Origin of the sequence: Caballeronia sp. S22, assembly GCF_964261745.1 — a bacterium.
Classification (GTDB): Bacteria; Pseudomonadota; Gammaproteobacteria; order Burkholderiales; family Burkholderiaceae; genus Caballeronia; species Caballeronia jiangsuensis.
In genome coordinates, this window is the sequence record NZ_OZ180038.1 from 338,663 (window position 1) to 356,149 (window position 17,487).

The 17,487-nt window shown below is 64.4% G+C and carries 17 protein-coding genes; 10 read left to right on the top strand and 7 right to left on the bottom strand.

What is annotated here, in order from left to right; genetic code table 11:
• Positions 1 to 23 precede the first annotated feature (23 nt).
• The 3 genes from ACEN42_RS28215 to ampC form a co-directional block, all read right to left on the bottom strand.
• A complete protein-coding gene (locus ACEN42_RS28215; protein WP_371883804.1) occupies positions 24 to 917 on the bottom strand; it encodes a LysR family transcriptional regulator in 894 nt (297 codons plus the stop codon).
• A gap of 90 nt (positions 918 to 1,007) precedes the next feature.
• The gene (locus ACEN42_RS28220) at positions 1,008 to 1,976 is read right to left on the bottom strand and encodes a ferritin-like domain-containing protein (RefSeq protein ID WP_371883805.1); all 969 of its coding nucleotides are present in this window, start codon (positions 1,974 to 1,976) and stop codon (positions 1,008 to 1,010) included.
• A 280-nt stretch (positions 1,977 to 2,256) separates the two neighbouring features.
• Positions 2,257 to 3,426: a class C beta-lactamase gene (gene ampC, locus ACEN42_RS28225; protein WP_371883806.1), complete on the bottom strand. Its 1,170-nt coding sequence runs from the start codon at positions 3,424 to 3,426 to the stop codon at positions 2,257 to 2,259.
• 108 nt (positions 3,427 to 3,534) lie between these two features.
• On the opposite strand from ampC, the gene ACEN42_RS28230 reads away from it, so the two are divergent.
• Positions 3,535 to 4,416: a LysR substrate-binding domain-containing protein gene (locus ACEN42_RS28230; RefSeq protein ID WP_371883807.1), complete on the top strand. Its 882-nt coding sequence runs from the start codon at positions 3,535 to 3,537 to the stop codon at positions 4,414 to 4,416.
• 7 nt (positions 4,417 to 4,423) lie between these two features.
• Here ACEN42_RS28230 and ACEN42_RS28235 read toward each other — a convergent pair whose 3' ends face one another.
• On the bottom strand, positions 4,424 to 5,185 hold the full coding sequence (locus ACEN42_RS28235; RefSeq protein ID WP_035503996.1) for a YoaK family protein: 762 nt from the start codon (positions 5,183 to 5,185) through the stop codon (positions 4,424 to 4,426).
• Positions 5,186 to 5,328: 143 nt separating this feature from the next.
• Here ACEN42_RS28235 and ACEN42_RS28240 point away from each other — a divergent pair, with 143 nt between their 5' ends.
• The 6 genes from ACEN42_RS28240 to ACEN42_RS28265 are packed head-to-tail and all read left to right on the top strand — an operon-like array spanning position 5,329 to position 11,086.
• Positions 5,329 to 5,838 carry a MarR family winged helix-turn-helix transcriptional regulator gene (locus tag ACEN42_RS28240; RefSeq protein ID WP_187604102.1) on the top strand — a complete coding sequence of 170 codons (510 nt, stop codon included), beginning with the start codon at positions 5,329 to 5,331 and terminating at the stop codon, positions 5,836 to 5,838.
• Between the two features lie 4 nt (positions 5,839 to 5,842).
• On the top strand, positions 5,843 to 7,945 hold the full coding sequence (locus ACEN42_RS28245) for an FUSC family protein (protein ID WP_371883808.1): 2,103 nt from the start codon (positions 5,843 to 5,845) through the stop codon (positions 7,943 to 7,945).
• A gap of 34 nt (positions 7,946 to 7,979) precedes the next feature.
• On the top strand, positions 7,980 to 8,189 hold the full coding sequence (locus ACEN42_RS28250; RefSeq protein WP_035503993.1) for a DUF1656 domain-containing protein: 210 nt from the start codon (positions 7,980 to 7,982) through the stop codon (positions 8,187 to 8,189).
• Positions 8,186 to 9,139, top strand: a complete 954-nt coding sequence (locus ACEN42_RS28255) for an efflux RND transporter periplasmic adaptor subunit (protein ID WP_371883809.1) — start codon at positions 8,186 to 8,188, stop codon at positions 9,137 to 9,139. The genes ACEN42_RS28250 and ACEN42_RS28255 overlap by 4 nt, the downstream gene beginning before the upstream one ends.
• Positions 9,136 to 10,581 (top strand): efflux transporter outer membrane subunit, encoded by a 1,446-nt coding sequence (locus ACEN42_RS28260; RefSeq protein ID WP_371883810.1) that lies wholly within the window; start codon positions 9,136 to 9,138, stop codon positions 10,579 to 10,581. Before ACEN42_RS28255 ends, ACEN42_RS28260 begins: the two co-directional genes overlap by 4 nt.
• A gap of 7 nt (positions 10,582 to 10,588) precedes the next feature.
• Entirely contained in the window at positions 10,589 to 11,086 is a 498-nt protein-coding gene (locus ACEN42_RS28265) for an SRPBCC family protein (RefSeq protein WP_371883811.1), read from the top strand.
• Positions 11,087 to 11,146: 60 nt separating this feature from the next.
• On the opposite strand, the gene glcC is transcribed toward ACEN42_RS28265, so the two are convergent.
• The gene (gene glcC, locus ACEN42_RS28270; protein WP_187604097.1) at positions 11,147 to 11,911 is read right to left on the bottom strand and encodes a transcriptional regulator GlcC; all 765 of its coding nucleotides are present in this window, start codon (positions 11,909 to 11,911) and stop codon (positions 11,147 to 11,149) included.
• 224 nt (positions 11,912 to 12,135) lie between these two features.
• On the opposite strand from glcC, the gene glcD reads away from it, so the two are divergent.
• From glcD to glcF, 3 genes are read left to right on the top strand one after another with little or no spacing between them, the layout of a single operon-like run.
• A complete protein-coding gene (gene glcD, locus ACEN42_RS28275) occupies positions 12,136 to 13,635 on the top strand; it encodes a glycolate oxidase subunit GlcD (protein ID WP_371883812.1) in 1,500 nt (499 codons plus the stop codon).
• Complete coding sequence (gene glcE, locus ACEN42_RS28280) at positions 13,635 to 14,702, top strand: glycolate oxidase subunit GlcE (RefSeq protein WP_371883813.1); 1,068 nt, start codon at positions 13,635 to 13,637, stop codon at positions 14,700 to 14,702. The genes glcD and glcE overlap by 1 nt, the downstream gene beginning before the upstream one ends.
• A 20-nt stretch (positions 14,703 to 14,722) precedes the next feature.
• Complete coding sequence (gene glcF, locus ACEN42_RS28285) at positions 14,723 to 15,940, top strand: glycolate oxidase subunit GlcF (protein WP_371883814.1); 1,218 nt, start codon at positions 14,723 to 14,725, stop codon at positions 15,938 to 15,940.
• Positions 15,941 to 15,980: 40 nt separating this feature from the next.
• On the opposite strand, the gene ACEN42_RS28290 is transcribed toward glcF, so the two are convergent.
• Positions 15,981 to 16,460, bottom strand: a complete 480-nt coding sequence (locus tag ACEN42_RS28290; RefSeq protein WP_250485464.1) for a nuclear transport factor 2 family protein — start codon at positions 16,458 to 16,460, stop codon at positions 15,981 to 15,983.
• A gap of 11 nt (positions 16,461 to 16,471) precedes the next feature.
• Positions 16,472 to 17,293: an alpha/beta fold hydrolase gene (locus tag ACEN42_RS28295; protein WP_371883815.1), complete on the bottom strand. Its 822-nt coding sequence runs from the start codon at positions 17,291 to 17,293 to the stop codon at positions 16,472 to 16,474.
• Positions 17,294 to 17,487 lie beyond the last annotated feature (194 nt).

A 17,487-nucleotide genomic window follows, 5' to 3' on the forward strand; every position in this document is an offset into this window, starting at 1 on the left:
CATCGCGAGATGCGACGTCCGTGTTAACCCTCGAACGCAACGAGCGTATCGATGAGCGCCTGCACGGCCTTCAGGCGTGTGGATTTGCGCGGCGCATGCACATGCAGACTGCGGCCGCTTCCCCAGCTTTCGGCGAGCGGCACGCGCACGAAGTTGCGCGAACCCGCGAAGGCGGAAGCCGCGCTCGTCGGCACGATGCCGATACCGAGACCCGCCTCGACCATGCGGCATTGCGCGTCGAAGCTGTTGACGGTGACGGTCACGTTGAGCGGCACGCGCGCGGCATCGGCGTGTTCCTTCAATGTCTGATCGAGCGATCCGCCCGCCTGCAACGCGACGAGCGGAAAGCGCGCCACTTCGGCGAAGCTCAGGCGCTGCGCCTGCGCGAGTTCGTGAGCGGGCGGCAGGACGACCATCAGCGGATCGTCGGCGAAGTGCCACGTGTCGAGTCCCGCATGCGTCTTCGTGCTCGCCGATATGCCGACGTCCGCGCGATCGTCGAGACAGGCGCGAATCACTTCGTCGCTGATCTGTTCCGTCAACGCGATCTCGACGAGCGGATAGCGCGTCTTGAACAGCGTCAGCCGTTCGGGCAAAAAACCCACGATCGCCGATGCATTCGCGTGCAGGCGCACGACGCCCGCGATCTGGCCGCTCATCGAGCGCACTTCGCGAGCCATGCCTTCGAGCTGGCCGTGAATGGAACGCGCGCTCGCATAGGCGTGCTGCCCCGCCTCGGTCAGTTGCACGCCCGCAGGCGAGCGGATCAGGAGCGCGACGCCGATGGCCGCTTCGAGATCCGCGATGCGCCTGCTCAATGCCGACGGTGCGATGTGACTGCGGCTCGCCGCGCGCGCGATCGATCCTTCCTCGACGACCGAGATGAAGAGTTCGAGACTGTAGGGATCGATCCGCATTCGCGTGACATGCAAAGGCCAATGGCGAAGTATGTCATGAGCCGTTGCGAATCACGATGCATCGGCGGGGGCATGCCCCGCTCCTTCGCTCTACGCGCTCATCTGCAACGTGCCGTTGACGCCATTCGGGAAGAAACCGCCCTTGGTCGCCGACGTGCTTGTCAGATACACGATATTGAGCACGTTGGCATAGTTGCGGCTGAACGCGAGGCCGTTGCCGTCGAGCGGCACGATATTGGACGTGCCCGGCGTCGCGCCGGTGATACCCTGATCGTCGGTGCCGACATGATCGATACTGCCGCGCGCTTTCGATATCGCATTGGCTCCCGCGACGAGGCCGGCCATCTCGATACCTTTTGCATAGAGCACGGTGCGCACGAGACCTGCGTGATAGGCCTCGGCGGCCAGAATGCCGGCGGCCGCCTCGAGATAGGTCTTGTTGCTGATGAGCGGCGCAGCGCCCTTGTACGCGGTCACGCCGACATCCTCGAAGATGAACGCGCCGAGCAGAAAGTTGTTGTCGTTCTGATAAGGATTGAACGCGACGCCCGCGCCGACCAGACCCGCCGCGCGCGCGGCCATCGAGAACGCGCCGTTCGGATCGGTCCCGCCGACATCGATCGCAGGCTGCGCGACCGCCGAACCGCCGAGAGCACTACGCAGGAACGTCACGTGTTCGAGTTCGTCCTTCGCGATCTCGTTCGCATAGGCCTTTACGACAGGGTCCTGAAACGGCACTTGCTGTCCGCCGATGACCGTGCCCGCGGTCCCGACACCGGCCGTCATGCTTGCGGGCAAGCCCGCTCCCGTCGTCGCGAACGAATAGAACTGCGATTCCAGGTATTCGAGATTGAGCGCGAAGTTGAGGATCTCGGCGTCGGTGGGCGCGGTGGGACTCGCGTTCGCGTTATTGCCCGAGCCGCCTCCGCATGCGCTGATCAATGTGCCGCCGACCAGTCCCAACCCGAGCCCTCCCGCGTTCCTGAAAAATTGACGGCGATGCTCGCGCCGCTCGACGCGGCGATCCAGTGTGTCGATAAGAAGCTTCGCATTCGGCATGACCTTTCTCCCATAACTTTCGGATGAATCGAATAAGGCGCGGGCGAAAGGCCAAAGATGCCGTCCGACGATGCGCTCACGCTGGCGATATGCAAGCGGAGGCCGGATCGAAAGACCTGTTTGAAGGCATGAGGGTGCGGCGTCCAAAGCTACATACGGCGCGACGAAAAAGCCGGATGCATGTGTTGCGGGCTATTTCGATGTGCGGTCGCACATTGCCTGATCGCCGGAGACACGCCGCACGTTTTACTGCATGGACGAATCAGCGCATGGCTATCGGCTATCGGCCATTGACGAGCGACGTGATGATCGCGTACGCGGCCTTCACGCGCTCTTCGTTCGGGATGTTGCGGTTCGCCAGCATCACGATGCCTACGCGCTCTTTCGGCACGAACGCGATGTAAGTGCCGAAGCCGTTGGTCGAGCCTGTCTTGTTGATCCACACGTCATCGCGCGGAGCTTGCGCCGGATCGATGCGCGTGACGGGCGTCGCGTTCATGATCATCGCCGCTGCGTTTCCGTCGAGCAGAGACTGCAATCCGACTGGATACGGATACTGCTCCCAGATGAGATCCTGTGTCATCGGACCGGCCTGGAAATAGCCCGTGTGCGTCGCATCGACGGCGCGCTGGTACGCCGGATCGATGCGGACCATGTTCATGTTGATCTGCAGGAAGCGGGTCATGTCCGCGGCCGTCGATCTCACGCCGTAGGCCTCGGAAGACAGCACGCCGCCTTTCATGCGGATCGGCGCGTCGTCCTTCGCATAGCCTTGCGCATAGTCGCGCTGCTTCGAAGCGGGCACGTCGATATAACTGTGCGTAAGCCCGAGCGCGGGAAAGAGGCGCGTTTGCATCAGCGTATCGAAGTCCGCGTTCATGCTCTTCGCCGTGATGAGCCCGAGCGTGCCGATGCCCGGATTCGCATACGTGCGGATCGTGCCGGGCGGCTGAGCCGGACGCCACGTCCTGAAGTACTGCATCAATTGCGCATTGTCGTGAATCTCGTCGGGCACTTGCAGCGGCAAACCGCCCGGCGTATGCGTGCCGAGATTCAACAGCGTCACCTTGCCGAACGCCGTGCCATCGAGCGACGGCAGATGTTTGCTCACCGGATCGTTCAGCGAAAGGTCGCCTTCGATCTGCGCGTAGGACGCGAGCGTCGCGGTGAACGTCTTGCTGACCGAGCCGAGTTCGAAGAGCGTATCGCGCGTGACGGGCTGCTTCGTCGCCTTCGACGCCACGCCGTAATCGAACACGTACGGCCTGCCGTCCACGACGACGCCCACGGCCATGCCCGCGATGCCATTGAGCGCCATCAGCGGCCTGATCGTTTCATCGACCGTGTGTCTGATCTTCGCGGTATCGCTATCGGCTGCGAACGCGGCGCCGGACATCGCGCCGAAAGAAAAAATGGCTGTCGCCAAAAGACTCAGCGCACGAAACTTCATCGTCTTGATCCTTCGTTCTGGTTTGCTTGTCTGGAACGAAGCGAAATATCCGCTCTTTTGCGCGCTTCGACAATCGAGGATAATTTGCCGCACGCAATAGAAAATCTTATGCGAACCATGCGCCCTCATCTTCCCCTGAATGCGCTGCGCGCGTTCGAAGCATCGGCGCGGCACCTGAGCTTCACGCGTGCCGCGCAGGAACTGAACGTGACGCAGGCAGCCGTCAGCCAGCAAGTGCGCGCGCTTGAGGAACGGCTCGGCACGCCGCTCTTCAGACGCCTGCCGCGCGGCCTGAACGTCACCGACGAAGGCCGCGCGCTGCTGCCCGTGCTGAGCGATGCGTTCGGCCGCATCGAAGCCGTGCTCAAGCAGTTCGAAGGCGGGCACTTTCATGAAGTGCTGACGGTGGGCGTCGTCGGGACGTTCGCGGTCGGCTGGCTGATGCCGCGGCTCAAGGCGTTCCGCGAGACGCATCCGTTCGTCGAGTTGCGGTTGCTCACGCATAACAATCTCGTCGATCCGGCGTCGGAGGGGCTCGACTTCGCGATCCGCTTCGGGGCGGGCATCTGGCCCGCGACGCACAACGCGCTGCTGCTCGATGCGCCGCTCGCCGTGCTGTGCGCGCCCGATATCGCGCGGCGCCTCTTCAAGCCATCCGATCTCGCGAACGAAGTGCTGCTGCGTTCCTATCGAGCCGACGACTGGACCAACTGGTTCGACGCCGCCGGTCTCGATGCATGGACGATGAACGGCCCCGTCTTCGATTCCTCGCGTCTGATGGTGGAAGCGGCGGTGCAAGGCGCGGGCGTCGCGCTCGCGCCGCCGCGCATGTTCGTGCGCGAGTTGCAGGTTGGACTGCTCGTGCAGCCGTTCGATATCGAAGTGAAGACCGGCGGCTACTGGCTCACCTGGCTCAAGTCGCGGCGGCTTTCGCACGGCATGCGGCTCTTTCGCGACTGGATCGTCGCGCAGGCTGCCGAAGCGCCGTGACGGCGCTTTAACGCCGCGCGCGACGCCTGCCCGCGGCCAGATCGTCCGCGAGCGGCACGGACGAGAACAGCAAGAGCAACGCGGCGAGCGGCACGGTCGTGGCGAAACCGAGATGCGCGAAGCCGATCGCGCCCGCGAAGCCGCCGAGAATGAACATCGCGAAGAGCGAGCTCAGCAGCACAAGCCGCCCGTGATTCGCGCGCACATAACCGGCATCGTCGCGCGCGATGCCGCGGTTCCAGTACAGGCTCTTGCCGATCTCGATGCCGATGTCGGTGACGAGACCGGTCACGTGCGTCGTGCGGATTTCGGCCTTCGAGATTTTCGTGATCATCGCGTTCTGCAGGCCCATCACGAAGCACAGCAGCGCCACCGTCAACGGCACGTCCCACACGCGATGCGTCTCCAGATTCGCGCCGAGCATGCCGAACACGAGCAGGAGCGCGGCTTCGAGCAGGAGCGGCGTGGCGAACACGCTATGCGCGCGCCGCTGCCGTCCCCAGTTGATGAGCACCGCCGAGGTCGCGGCGCCGCTGAGAAATGCGCCGACTGCGCCGATCGCGGAAAAGACGAACGCGACCTGGCCGAGCACGAGGTTATCGGCGATGGAAGACACGAGTCCCGACATATGCGACGTGTATTGCCCGACCGCGAGAAAGCCGCCTGCATTCGCCGCGCCCGCGACGAAGGCGAGCGCGCAGCCCAGGCGCCGGTTGGCGGAATCGGTGCGGCTGGGGGACGTCAGGCCCCGGAGATAGGCGATCGGCATGGCGGCGCGGGCGAAAGGGTCGAGCCGAAAAGATAGCACGACAATTTGCGTGCCCAGCCATCGATTGAGCGTACGCAATCTGAAAGAAAAAACATAAGTCGATAGCATGCTAACGAATATACTTCTCGCTATAATCCGGCCGCATGACCCAACTCGACATTCTGCGCCGCTCCGTGAGCAGCACGCTCGTGCTTGCCGCGCGACGCTGGCGCCGCACGAGCCACGGCGTGCTCGCCTCGTACGGCGTGTCCGAAGCATGCGCCGTGCCGCTGCTCACGGCCAACCGGCTCGGCGAGGCGGTGCGGCAAGTCACGCTCGCGGAGCATGTCGGCATCGAGGGGCCGTCGCTCGTGCGGCTGCTCGATCAGCTTTGCGCGGCAGGTCTCGTGCGACGCGACGAAGATCCGGAAGACAAGCGCGCGAATACCATCACGCTCACCGATGAAGGCCGCGCGGTCACCGCGCGCATGGAAGAGCGCCTCGTCACGCTGCGCGCGCGGCTTCTGAAGGGCGTGAGCCGCGAGGATCTCGAAACGACGTTGCGCGTGCTCAATGCGTTCAGCACGTCGCCGGATGCGAAGCTGCTCGCCGCGCTCGAAGCGCTCGACGACACCACCAGGCCGGCCCGCCCGGCGGCGAAGCGCGGAGCATAGCGCCATGGCCTTTCCTTCCGCGCGCGAGTGGCTCTTTTCCGCCAAGACCTTCGCCGCCGCGATGATCGCGCTGTACATCGGCCTCGCGCTCGAATTGCCGCGTCCCTATTGGGCGATGGCGACCGTCTATATCGTGTCGAATCCGTTCGTCGGCGCGACGCGCTCGAAGGCGCTCTATCGCGCGCTCGGCACGATGATCGGCGCGGCGGGCGCGGTGCTGATCGTGCCGCCTTTCGTCGAGTCGCCGTTTCTTTTCAGCGTGATCGTCGCGTTATGGACGGGCACGCTGCTCTATCTCTCCATGTTCGACCGCAGCGCGCGCAGCTATGTCTTCCTGCTCGCGGGCTACACGCTGCCGCTGATCGCGCTGCCCGCCGTCACCAACCCGACGACCGTCTTCGATCTCGCGATCACCCGCACCGAAGAGATTCTGCTCGGCATCGTGACGGCGAGCATCGTGGGCAGCGCGGTGTTTCCGAGCCGGCTCGCGCCGACGCTCATCGAACGAACGGACGCATGGTTCCGCGATGCCGCGTTCTATGCCTGCGAGACGCTCTCGGGACATATCGCGGGCGCATCGATATCGGCGGCGCGCCAGCGGCTCGCGGCAACCGTCAACGGCCTCGAACTCCTGCTGAGCCAGCTGACCTACGATCACACGCGGCCCGATATCATCCGCCGCGCGCGCGCGTTGCAGGGCCGCATGCAAATCTTTCTGCCGCTGATTTCGTCGATGGCCGATCCGCTCATCGAACTGATCGACAAGCACGGCGCGCATCCCGAAGGCCTCGAACAACTCCTGAAGGATGTGGCCGCATGGGTCGGGAAGCCCATGCCGCGCGCTGAACAGGATGTCGAAGACGAGCGCGAGCCCGATGCCCTGCGCGAACGCATCCAGGCGATGCGGCCATCCGTCGAAGCGCTGGCGAGCGCGGACGGCGCGCTGCTCTCGAATGCGCTGTGGCGTCTCGGTCAGGTCATCGACGTGTGGCAGGACATTCGCGCGCTGCGTGCGGCGATTCTCAACGAGACGAGCGAATGGCGTCCGCACTTTCGTCACTGGCGGCTCGGCGGCACGGCGCGCTTCTTCGATCGCGGCATGATGCTCTTTTCGACGGGCGTCGCGGTGAGCGCGATCATCGTCGCGTGCGGACTGTGGATCGAGTCGGGCTGGAACGATGGCGCCGGCGCAGTGACGCTCGCCGCCGTCGCGTGCTGCTTCTTCGCCACGCTCGACGAGCCCGCGCCGCAAGTGTTCACGTTCTTTCTCGCGACCTGCCTGAGCGTCGTGCTCGCCGGCCTCTATGTGTTCGCCGTGCTGCCGAAAGTGCACGATTTCCCGATGCTCGTGCTGATTTTCGCGGTGCCCTTTCTCATCATCGGCACGCTCATTCCGCGGCCGCGCTTCACGCTCGTGACGATGCTCACCGCCGTGAATACCGCGACGTTCATCAGCATTCAGAGCGCCTACGAAGCGAACTTCTTCGTGTTCATCAATAGCAATCTCGCGGGTGTCGCGGGCCTGCTCTTCGCGTTCATCTGGACGCGCATGACGCGCCCTTTCGGCGCGGAACTCGCCGCCGCGCGGCTCACGCGATCGGCCTGGGCGGATATCGTGGTGAGCGCGTCGCCGACGGTAGTCATCGCGGATCAGCGCGATCTCTATGCGCGCATGCTCGACAGGCTGATGCAACTCCTGCCGCGTCATGCCGCGACGGACTCGCATCGTCACCCGTCGATCGAAAGCTTCCGCGATTTCCGCGTCGCGCTGAATGCGCTCGATCTGCGCCGCACGCGCCGCAAGCTGCCGGCCGAATTGCAGACCTCCGTGGACTCGGTGCTCGATGCCTTGCGCCATTACTTCGAGCTTTGCATCGCGCGCCGGGAGCGTCAGCCGGTGCCTGCCGAACTCATTCGCAGCATCGATGCGACGAGCGCCCAGGTCACGTCACGCGCGATCACGCAGTCGCAGGATGTCGCCGCGGAGAAATGGCTGCGCGAAACGTTGCACGCGCTCGTCGGCATGCGCCTTTCGCTGCATCCGCCCGCGACGCAGACGCAGCCCGACGCCGCGACCGGCGTGCCGCCGCGCGAGGAGCCGGCATGATCTTCGCCCTTCCACTTTCATCGGACCGCAACACATGATCGGCGAAATCGACATTCTCGGCGTGTTCGTGCCCGCCGTGCTCGTGCTGATGTTCATCGCCTATCTTCTGAATCTGGCGATCCGCACCGTGCTGGCGCGCGTCGGCTTCTATCGCTTCGTGTGGCACCGTTCCATTTTCGATCTCGGCATCTATGTTCTGGTGCTGGGCTTTGTCGTCATCGTTTCGCAGCGGCTCATCTCGTGAAAAAAACCTGGTTCTCCCTCGGGCAGATTCTGCTTACGCTCATCGTCGTCGCGATTGCGTGCGTCGTGTTGTGGAAGCTCGTCGATTACTACATGTTCGCGCCGTGGACGCGCGACGGTCACGTGCGCGCCGACGTGATCCAGGTCGCGCCCGACGTGTCCGGCCTCATCACCGACGTGAAGGTCGTGGACAACCAGCAGGTCAGGAAAGGCGATGTCCTCTTCGTGATCGATCAGGCGCGTTACACGCTCGCGCTGCGCAATGCGCAGGCGACCGCGCAGCAACGGCGGGCGACGCTCGATCAGGCGCGCCGCGAAGATACGCGCAATCGCGCGCTCGGCAATCTCGTCGCGCGGGAAGTGGTCGAGGAGACGCATTCGCGCGTCCAGCAGGCAACCGCCGCGCTCGCCGATGCCGAAGTCGCGATCGATACGGCGCGCCTCAATCTGCAGCGCACGGAGATTCTCAGTCCCGTCGACGGTTATCTCAACGATCGCGCGCCGCGCGTGGGCGAATACGTGGCGTCGGGACGCGCGGTGCTGTCGGTGGTCGATATGCATTCGTTCCGCGTCGATGGCTACTTCGAGGAAACGAAGCTGGGCGGCATCGATATCGGCCAGCCAGTCGATATCAAGGTGATGGGCGAGGCCGGCATCCTGCGCGGACATGTGCAGAGCATCGTCGCGGCAATCGAGGATCGCGACCGTCAGCAAAGCTCCAGTCTTCTGCCGAACGTGAATCCCGCGTTCAGCTGGGTGCGTCTCGCGCAGCGCATTCCGGTGCGCGTGACGCTCGATGAAATTCCCGCGGACTTTCGCATGATCGCGGGCCGCACCGCGACGGTGTCGGTGCGCGGCATCGGGCCGAAGATCGGCAAGCGCGCGGCGTCGGAAACGTCGCCTGCTTCCGCGCCCGCGCCGACTTCGAGCGTGTCGGGCGCGTCGCAATGAAAGCGATCGCCCTCGCTGCTTCGTCCGCCATCGTGCTCGTCGGCTGCACGACGGTCGGACCGAACTACACGCTGCCCGGGAACGCCGCGGTCAACGCGCCCTATGCGAACGCGGCCATCGATGGCGCGAATCAGGCGCCCGTCACGCAAGGCGAAGTGCCGGCCAAATGGTGGCGCCTCTATGACGATCCCGTCGTCGATCAACTCGTGACCGCCGCGCTCGCATCGAACACCGATCTGCGCGTGGCCGCCGCGAATCTCGCACGCTCGCGCGCCGAAGTCGATTTCGCGAATCAGCAAGGCGGGTTCTCGGGCAAGACATCGGCGGCGTTTCAGCGCGCGCAGGAATCGGCGGAGCAGTATCTGTTGACGGAGAAGATTCCGGTCGTCAACGAAGGCGCGCTCGATCTTTCCATTTCGTACGAGATCGATCTGTTCGGCAAGCTCAGGCGCGGCGTCGAAGCGGCGAACGCGGACGATGAAGCCGTCGAAGCCGCGCAGGACCTTGCGCGCGTCACGGTGGTCGCGGATGTCGTGCGCGCGTATGTCGAATCGTGCTCGGCGGCCGAAGAGCTGGATATCGCACGAAAGTCGCTCGACTTGCAGAAACAGCGCGTGAAGCTCACGCAGCGTCTGCGCGACGCGGGCCGTGGCAATCAGTCTGAAGTCACACGCGGACAGACTCAGGCCGATACGCTCGCCGCCGACATTCCGCGTTTCGTCGCGCGCCGCCGTGTCGCGCAATATCGGCTGGCGATGCTGCTCGCGCGTGCGCCTTCCGACTTGCCGAAGGCCGCCCTCGCCTGCAAGAAGCTGCCGAAACTGCGCGCGCCGATTCCTGTCGGCGATGGCGCGGCGTTGCTCAAGCGCCGCCCCGATGTGCGGCAGGCCGAGCGACAGCTTGCGTCATCCACGGCGCGCATCGGCGTTGCCACGGCGGCCTTGTATCCGTCGGTGAGTCTGGGTGCGTCGGTGGGTTCGGTCGGCGTCGTGGAAGACCTGTTCGGCGCGAATACGAATCGCTGGGCGTTCGGGCCGCTCATCAGCTGGAGCTTTCCGATCAACGGTCAGCGCGCCCGCGTGCATCAGGCCGAAGCGTCGACGAGCGGCGCGCTCGCACGTTTCGACGGCGTCGTGCTGAAGGCGCTGGAGGAAACGCAGAGCAGCCTCGCGACCTACGCATCCGACACCACGCGCGCCGATGCATTGCGCACCGCGTATAAATCCGCGATCCAGTCGGCCGATGAAACCAACCAGTTGTATCGCGCGGGCCGCGAGTCCTTTCTCAACGATCTCGACGCGACGCGCACATTGACCGGCGTCGCGGCACAGGTCGCGGCCGCCGAAGGACAGGTCGCGATCGATCAGGTCAACCTGTTCCGCGCGCTCGGCGGCGGCTGGGAAACCGACGAAGCGATCGCGCAGAACTCGAAGGGAAAATGAGGCGATCGTGCACGCGAGCGAATATCGATTCGTTACCGTCTGGAAGATCGCGGCGCCGCTTCGGTCGGTATGGGACGCCATCCATGATCCGGCGGCGTGGCCGCAATGGTGGGCGTGTGTCGAACGGGTGATCGAAGTGGAGAAAGGCGCGCGCGATGGTGTCGGCGCGCTGCATCGATATACATGGAAGGGGCGCCTGCCGTATCGCGTGCGCTTCGACATGCGCGTCACGCGCGTCGAGCCGCTCGTGTCGCTCGAAGGGGAAGCGAGCGGCGATGTCGAAGGTTCGGGGCAATGGCGCTTTTCATCGCGGGATGGTGTCACCATCGTGCGATATGAGTGGCGCGTGCGAACCGGACGCGGATGGATGAATCTGCTTGCGCCTATTGCGCGGCCGGTCTTCAAGTGGAATCACGATTACGTGATGCAGCGTGGCGGCGAGGCGCTTGCGAGGCGGCTCGGGGCGCGGCTCGTGGGGGTGGAGCATGGTGAGGCGGATTGTTGAGACGAGTATCCCGCTCAACTACGTCTCACATAAGGTTCGCCGGCTACGATCCCGACACCCTCACGCCCATCCCTCCAGCCGCAACGTCGAGCGCACCAGCCGCTCTTCCTCCTGCTCGATCTCGGCGAGGCTCTCACGCACGCTCTTGACATGAAGACTCGCCGCACGGCGCGCCTGCTCCGGCAGCTTGCCGGTAACGGCGTTATACAAACGCGCATGCTGTCGATCGATCTGACGCTTCTGCGGCTCGCGATGATAGAGATTGTTCACCGACGCGAACACCGCGCTCAGCATCAGATCGTTCAGCATGCCGAGCGTATGCACGAGCACCGCGTTGTGCGACGCCTCGCAAATCGCGAGATGAAACGCGTGATCGAGCCGCGCATGCGTGGAGGCATCGGTGTCGTGCGTATCGGCGGCGACGAGTTCTTCGTAGCGCCGCCGGATCATGATGTGATCGGCCTGCGTGCCGCGCAATGCGGCGAGCCGCGCCGCCTCCGCCTCCAGCATCTCGCGCACTTCCAGCAGATCGTAGAGCGTGCGCGGCTGCGATCCTAGCAGATGCATCATCGGCGATTGCGCGGGCTCGGCCGTGAGCTTCGCGACGAACGAGCCCTTGCCCTGCGAGGTTTCGATCAGTCCCCTCGCGCGCAGAATCTTCAGCCCTTCGCGTAGCGCCGTGCGTGAGACGCCGAGCTTCTCGGTAAGCCGCCGCTCGGACGGCAACGTCTGCCCGACCTTCAGCACGCCATCGACGATCAGTGCCTCGATGCGTTCGACTACCACGTCCGCCAGCTTTCGCTTGCTTTCTTCCGCTTCTTTCATCGCGCTCACCACTGGTATTACCACTGCGAAATCGTAGCACGGCGCTCGGCCATCTGCCTGTCTTGCGTCTTTTCATGGTCTACGTTTCATCGATCCGCGTAAAAGCCGTCCATCACAAAAACTGGTAATACCAGTTGAAAATCCATCGACATCATGTCGGAGACCCGGAAGAATCGCCACAAAGCACACGTGGGCACGAACCCGCGTCCCACAGGAGACACCGCATGACCTACGCCTACGACGAAAGGCTCGACGGGCCGCTCGCCAATCACGACAAAGCCGCGATCGTGCGGGATCTGCACGCGCTGCTTCCCGATCTTCAACTGCTGCACGCGAAGGAAGACCTGCGTCCATTCGAATGCGACGGTCTCTCCGCGTATCGCATCACGCCGATGCTCGTCGCGCTGCCCGGCACCATCGACGAAGTTCAGACGCTGCTCAAGTACGCGAACGCACACGGCGTGCCGGTGGTCGCGCGCGGCGCGGGCACGGGTCTCTCGGGCGGCGCGTTGCCGCTTGAAAAAGGCATCCTGCTCGTGATGTCGCGATTCAGCCGCATCATCGAAGTCGATGCCCAAGCCTGCATCGCACGCGTGCAACCCGGGGTGCGCAATCTCGCGATCTCGCAGGCCGCCGCGCCGCACGGCCTCTATTACGCGCCCGATCCGTCGTCGCAGATTGCATGCTCGATCGGCGGCAACGTCGCGGAGAACGCGGGCGGCGTGCATTGCCTCAAGTACGGATTGACGGTCCATAACATCCTGCGCGTGGAGATCGTGACGATCGACGGCGAACGTCTCACGCTCGGCTCCGAAGCGCTCGATGCGCCCGGCTTCGATCTGCTCGCGCTCATCACCGGTTCGGAAGGCATGCTCGGCGTCGTGGTCGAAGTGACCGTCAAGCTATTGACGAAGCCGCAAAGCGCGAAGGTCCTGCTCGCCAGCTTCGACGACATCGAGAAAGCGGGCGATGCCGTCGCGCAGATCATCGCGGCAGGCGTGATTCCCGGCGGCCTCGAAATGATGGACAACCTCGCGATCCGCGCCGCCGAGGACTTTATCCACGCGGGCTATCCCGTGGATGCACAAGCGCTGCTGTTATGCGAAGTCGATGGCGCGGAATCCGATGTCGCCGAAGATTGCACGCGTGTCGAAGCATTGCTGCGCACGGCGGGCGCGACGGAGATCCGCCTCGCCGCGAACGAGGCCGAACGCCAGCGCTTCTGGGCGGGCCGCAAGAACGCCTTTCCGGCAGTGGGCCGCATCTCGCCCGATTACTACTGCATGGACGGCACGATCCCGCGCCGCGAGTTGTCGCGCGTGCTGCGCGGCATCGCGGATCTGTCGGCGCAATACGGACTGCGCGTCGCCAACGTGTTCCATGCGGGCGACGGCAACATGCATCCGCTCATTCTCTTCGATGCCAACGCGCCCGGCGAAATGGACAGAGCCGAAGCGATCGGCGCGCGCATTCTGGAACTGTGCGTCGAAGTCGGCGGCAGCATCACGGGCGAGCATGGCGTCGGCCGCGAGAAGATCAATCAGATGTGCGCCCAGTTCAACAGCGACGAACTCACGTTCTTTCATGCCGTGAAAGCCGCATTCGATCCTTCGGGGCTTCTGAATCCCGGCAAGAACGTGCCGACGCTGCATCGCTGCGCGGAGTTCGGCGCGATGCACGTGCATCATGGCGCGCTGCCTCATCCCGAACTGGAGCGCTTCTGATGCGACGCGACCTCATCTCCATCGACGACAGCGCGCGACTCGTCGATCAAGTGCAAGACGCGATTGCACGAAAGCGGTCACTGCGTATTCGCGGCGGCGACAGCAAGGCGCAGCTCGGCAGGCCCGTGCACGGCGACGAGATCGACACGCGCTCGCATCGCGGCATCGTCAGCTATGACCCGAGCGAACTCGTCGTCACGGCGCGCGCGGGCACGCCGCTCGCCGAATTGAACGCGATACTCGACGAAGCCGGCCAGATGCTGCCGTGCGAGCCGCCCGCCTTCGACGAAGCCGCGACCATCGGCGGTGCCGTTGCTGCGGGATTGTCGGGCCCGCGCCGGCCGTGGGCCGGTTCGGTGCGCGACTTCATGCTCGGCTGCCGCATCGTCACGGGCGAAGGCAAGCATCTGCGTTTCGGCGGACAGGTGATGAAGAACGTCGCCGGTTACGACGTTTCGCGTTTGATGAGCGGCAGCTTCGGCTGTCTCGGCCTGATCACGGAAGTGTCGTTGAAAGTGCTGCCGAAGCCGCGTGAAACGCGGTGTCTGTCGCTCGCGCTCGACGCGGCCGAGGCGATGCGCGAGCTTGCTTCATGGCGCAAGGCGGCGTTGCCCGTGAGCGGCGCATGTCATCTCGATGGCCGCCTGCATGTGCGCCTGGAAGGCGGTGCGGGCTCGGTGCGCGCGGCGGTGGACCGCATCGGCGGAGAACATCTCGACGCGCAGTTCTGGTCCGCTCTGCGCGATCAGCGTCTGTCCTTCTTCCGCGACGAACGCCCGCTCTGGCGCTTGTCCTTGCCGAACGATACGCCGCTCATCGAGATGCCCGGCGCCGTGATGCTCGACTGGGGTGGCGCGCAACGCTGGCTCAAGAGCGATGCGAGCGCCGATGTCATTCGCGGCATCGCGAGCGCGGCGGGCGGACACGCGACGTGCTTCACGCCGGGCGCCGCAGCCGATCCGTTTCATCCGCTCGCCGCGCCGCTCATGCGCTTTCACCGGCAATTGAAGCAACGTCTCGACCCGCACGGCGTGTTCAATCCCGGCCGGATGTACGCCGACTACTGACGTTATCGACAGGCATCGATATGCAAACGAATCTCAGCGACGAAGCAAAGACACTCGCGCGTGCGAAGGAAGCGGAAGACATCCTGCGCTCGTGCGTGCATTGCGGCTTCTGCAACGCGACATGCCCGACGTATCAGTTGCTGGGCAACGAACTGGACGGCCCGCGCGGGCGCATCTACCTCATCAAGCAAATGCTCGAAGGCGAGCCCGTCACCGATAAAACGCAGTTGCATCTCGACCGCTGCCTCACGTGCCGCAACTGCGAAACGACTTGCCCTTCGGGCGTCACGTATCACGCGCTGCTCGATATCGGCCGCGCTGAACTCGAGCGTCGCGTGCCGCGTCCCGCACGCGAGCGCATGTTGCGTCACGGCTTGCGTCATGTGATACCGCGCCCCGCCGTGTTCGATGCGCTGCTGAAGGCGGGCCGTATCGCGCGTCCGCTGATGCCGGCCACGCTGCGCCAGAAGATTCCCGCGAAGACCATCGCGGCCAAGTCGCGGCCGGCCGCTCGTCACCCGCGTCGCGTGCTGATGCTCGAGGGCTGCGTGCAGCCTTCCCTGTCGCCGAACACCAACGCGGCGACCGCGCGTGTGCTCGACCGTCTCGGCATCAGCGTGATCGATGCGCCACGCGCGGGCTGTTGCGGCGCAACCGACTATCACCTCAACGCGCAGGAAGCGGGACTGATGCGCGCGCGGCGCAATATCGACGCATGGTGGCCCGCGATCGAAGCGGGCGCGGAAGCCATCGTGCAGACCGCGAGCGGCTGCGGCGCGTTCATCAAGGAATACGGTCACTTGCTGCGCGACGATCCGCAATACGCGGCGAAGGCTGCGCGCGTGAGCGAACTGGCGCGCGATCTCGTCGAAGTGCTGGGCGCGGAGCCGCTCGATGCGCTCAGGTCCGCGGAGCGACGCCGCATCGCGTTTCATTGTCCCTGCACGCTGCAGCATGCGCAAAAGCTCGGCGGCGCGGTGGAAGCAATTCTCACGCGTCTCGGCTACGATCTGACCGCCGTCCCCGATGCGCATCTGTGCTGCGGCTCGGCGGGCACTTACTCGATCACGCAGCCCGAACTATCGATGCAACTGCGCGACCGCAAGCTGGACGCGCTCGAAAGCGGCGCGCCCGAGATGATCGTCACGGCGAACATCGGCTGTCAGACGCATCTCGCGGGAGCGGGACGCACCGGCGTGCGTCACTGGATCGAACTGGTGGAAGACGCGATGCAATGACACGCTGCACGTCGATACGTGCAGCGTGTCCTTCGCGATATCAAAGTCCGAGCTCGCTCAGGCCCGGATGATCGTCCGGCCTTCGCCCGAGCGGCCAATGAAACTTGCGCTCGCTTTCCTTGATCGGCACATCGTTGATGCTTGCGTGTCGATGATTCATCAGGCCGTCGAGACCGAACTCCCAGTTCTCGTTGCCGTAGGAACGGAACCAGTTGCCCGCGTCATCGCGCCACTCATAGGCGAAGCGAACCGCGATGCGGTTTCCGCCGAAAGCCCATAGCTCCTTGATGAGCCGATAGTCGAGTTCATTGCGCCACTTCCGATCCAGAAACGCGCGCACGTCCTCGCGTCCGTGGACGAACTCCGCGCGATTGCGCCATTGCGTATCGCGCGAATAGACGTGCGACACGCGCTCGGGATCGCGCGAATTCCAGCCGTCCTCGGCCTGCCGCACTTTCTCGATCGCCGTCTCGCGCGAGAACGGAGGAAACGGCGGACGAGACTCCGAAGTATTGACCATGACGCGCTCCTTCACTTGCGGATGAACGCGAGAAGGTGCTCGTTGACCGTATCGGCGTGGGTCGTGCACATGCCGTGCGGCGCGCCGGGAATGATCGTGAGCGAGCCATCGGGGACGATCTTCGCGGAGAGCTTCCCGGAATCGTCGATCGGCACGATCTGGTCGGCGTCTCCCTGCAGCACGAGCGTCGGGATCGTCATCTTCTTCAGGTCGTCGGTAAAGTCCGTTTCCGAGAAAGCCTTGATGCAGTCGTACGCGCTCTTGATCGAGCATTGCATGCCGGCGAGCCAGAACCAGTCGATCGTGCCTTGCGACACCTTCGCGCCTTCGCGATTGAAGCCGAAGAACGGCGTCGCCAGATCATTGAAGAACTGCGAGCGATTGCCGATGACGCCCTTGCGGATATCGTCGAACACGGAAAGCGGCAGGCCGCCGGGGTTGGCTTCGGTCTTGAGCATGAGCGGGGGCACCGCCGAGATCAGCACCGCCTTCTTCACGCGCTTCGTGCCATGACGGCCGATATAGCGCGCGACTTCGCCGCCGCCCGTCGAATGGCCGACGAACACGGCATCCTTCACGTCGAGATGATCGACGAGTTCGGCGAGATCATCCGCATAGCGGCTCATGTCGTTGCCGTCCCACGGCTGGCTGGAACGGCCGTGGCCGCGCCGGTCATGCGCGATCACGCGATAGCCGCGTTCCGCGAGATACATCATTTGCGAATCCCACGCGTCCGCGTTGAGCGGCCAGCCGTGAGAGAAGACGACGGGCTGGCCCGAGCCCCAGTTCTTGTAAAACAGTTCGGTGCCGTCTTTGAGTGTGAATGTGGCCATTGCTTTGACTCCTTCGAGATGCTGGATCAGGCGGCGCCGTTCATGCACGGCGCGGCGCATAACGCGGCGGATGTGTCGCGTATGGAAGGAGTATTCATGGCGATCGAATGCGGGTCTTGTCGATGCGACCGGTGTTTTAGCGTACGCACGGCGGACTGATTCACGGACTTGCGCCGTGCTGCACCGTATGGCGG

What these genes read in the sequence shown, in the direction of transcription:
- ACEN42_RS28245 (WP_371883808.1), top strand. Translation starts at nt 5,843, where the DNA reads ATGGCCTTTCCTTCCGCGCGCGAGTGGCTCTTTTCCGCCAAGACCTTC.
- ACEN42_RS28235 (WP_035503996.1), bottom strand. Translation starts at nt 5,185, where the DNA reads ATGCCGATCGCCTATCTCCGGGGCCTGACGTCCCCCAGCCGCACCGAT.
- ACEN42_RS28290 (WP_250485464.1), bottom strand. Translation starts at nt 16,460, where the DNA reads ATGGTCAATACTTCGGAGTCTCGTCCGCCGTTTCCTCCGTTCTCGCGC.
- ACEN42_RS28215 (WP_371883804.1), bottom strand. Translation starts at nt 917, where the DNA reads ATGCGGATCGATCCCTACAGTCTCGAACTCTTCATCTCGGTCGTCGAG.
- ampC (WP_371883806.1), bottom strand. Translation starts at nt 3,426, where the DNA reads ATGAAGTTTCGTGCGCTGAGTCTTTTGGCGACAGCCATTTTTTCTTTC.
- ACEN42_RS28250 (WP_035503993.1), top strand. Translation starts at nt 7,980, where the DNA reads ATGATCGGCGAAATCGACATTCTCGGCGTGTTCGTGCCCGCCGTGCTC.
- glcC (WP_187604097.1), bottom strand. Translation starts at nt 11,911, where the DNA reads ATGAAAGAAGCGGAAGAAAGCAAGCGAAAGCTGGCGGACGTGGTAGTC.
- glcF (WP_371883814.1), top strand. Translation starts at nt 14,723, where the DNA reads ATGCAAACGAATCTCAGCGACGAAGCAAAGACACTCGCGCGTGCGAAG.
- ACEN42_RS28220 (WP_371883805.1), bottom strand. Translation starts at nt 1,976, where the DNA reads ATGCCGAATGCGAAGCTTCTTATCGACACACTGGATCGCCGCGTCGAG.
- glcD (WP_371883812.1), top strand. Translation starts at nt 12,136, where the DNA reads ATGACCTACGCCTACGACGAAAGGCTCGACGGGCCGCTCGCCAATCAC.
- glcE (WP_371883813.1), top strand. Translation starts at nt 13,635, where the DNA reads ATGCGACGCGACCTCATCTCCATCGACGACAGCGCGCGACTCGTCGAT.
- ACEN42_RS28260 (WP_371883810.1), top strand. Translation starts at nt 9,136, where the DNA reads ATGAAAGCGATCGCCCTCGCTGCTTCGTCCGCCATCGTGCTCGTCGGC.
- ACEN42_RS28295 (WP_371883815.1), bottom strand. Translation starts at nt 17,293, where the DNA reads ATGGCCACATTCACACTCAAAGACGGCACCGAACTGTTTTACAAGAAC.
- ACEN42_RS28230 (WP_371883807.1), top strand. Translation starts at nt 3,535, where the DNA reads ATGCGAACCATGCGCCCTCATCTTCCCCTGAATGCGCTGCGCGCGTTC.
- ACEN42_RS28240 (WP_187604102.1), top strand. Translation starts at nt 5,329, where the DNA reads ATGACCCAACTCGACATTCTGCGCCGCTCCGTGAGCAGCACGCTCGTG.